1 protein-coding gene is annotated in these 1,606 nt (G+C 56.5%); it reads left to right on the forward strand.

Features of this window, described 5'->3' with window-relative positions; genetic code table 11:
* Window positions 1-1,606, forward strand: a 1,606-nt coding sequence (locus tag ACR0CW_RS23110) for a BCCT family transporter (RefSeq protein ID WP_480789580.1), incomplete at both ends; no start/stop codon positions are given.

Raw genomic sequence — 1,606 nt, forward strand, 5'->3', positions numbered from 1 at the left:
TAAAGCCACCTCTTTCGGAACTTCCGATCAAGACCGCTGACAACGGTTTTTATCGGGGGTTCAGTATTAATGTGACGGTGATCAGCAAGATCATCATCAGCCTGCTGGTCGTCTGGTGTATTGTTTGGCCGACACAAGCCGGGCGCGTTCTGGGCGATTGGAACGCTGCCATTCTGGCGCAGTTCGCCGCCTGGTACATCTGGGTTGTGACTGCGTTTGTGATCGTCTGCATAGGCTTGGCGATGTGGCCCACAGCGGGGCGGCTGAAGCTGGGTGTGGAAGGCGAGAAGCCCGAATTTTCAAACTTCTCATGGTTTTCCATGATGTTTGGTGCGGGCATTGGTGTTGGCATGCTGACATGGGCCGTTGCCGAACCGGTGGCGCATTTCAAAAACAACCCGTCGGTCATTCAGGGTGTCACAACGGCTCTGGACGCCGACAATGTACGTACGGCCTATGTCTGGTCTTATTTGCATTGGGGTTTCGGGGCTTGGGCATGTTACGCGATAGCTGGCTTGGCGCTTGCTTTCTTCAGCTACCGTCGCGGACTGCCACTGACGATCCGCTCTTCATTGACACCATTGTTTGGTAAATCGCTGTCGGGCAACCTCGGCCATTTGATCGACATCGTCGCCGTTGTTGCCACTATTCTTGGGGTAGCCCAGACATTGGGTTTCGGTGTCGAGCAATTCGTTGCAGGGCTCACACGTATCGGTGTCGGCGGCCTTGCTCAGCCTGATGGTTCGGCCACGACACTGGGCATCGTCGTTGCTCTGATTGTCATCATGGGTGCGTCGACCTTGTCGGCTCTATCCGGTGTCGGGAAAGGCATCAAATGGCTGTCGAACATCAACATGGGCCTATCGATCTTCCTTTTGGGTTTCTTCATCCTGTTCGGTGCCACCTTCTTTGGTGCAAAGGCGTTCTTCGTAGGCATCTGGGATTATGTGATCGCGCTGCCATGGCTGAGCTTCAACGTGTACGCCTCTGATGGTGTTGAGGGGTCGGAAGCGTTCCTGCTTGCACAGTGGCAGGGCTGGTGGCCGGTCTTCTACTGGGCGTGGTGGATTGCGTTCGCACCCTTTGTCGGCCTGTTCCTGGCGCGGATTTCCAGAGGTCGGACGATCCGTGAATTCGTATTGGGCGCGATGATCGTCCCCGCGCTGATGTGCTTTGTCTGGTTCGCCTGGGCCGGAGGTACGGCAATCGATCTGGAACTGAACGGAGACGCAAACGGCGTCATTCTGGATGCGGCGAACGGCGACAAGATCTTTGCAATGACGGAACACATGCTTGCTCCGATTGCAGAAGCATTGGCGTGGGCGATGGCCGCTGTGATTGTTGTCCTGCTGTTGACGTTCCTTGTAACGTCCGCTGACTCGGCGGTCCTGATTGTGAATACGATCAATGCAGCCGGTGACGAAGGGCCCAAAGCGCGTCCGCACATCATGTTCTGGGGCGCGGCTCTGGCATTGGTAGTTGGTGGTCTGCTGATCTCTGGCGGAACAGGCGCGATCCAGACCGCGATGGTCATCGGGGCGCTGCCATTCTCGATCGTCATGGCACTAATGTGCATCGCGCTGATCAAGGCCATCTGGAACGACGG

Source organism: Ruegeria sp. CH6 (genome assembly GCF_056537005.1).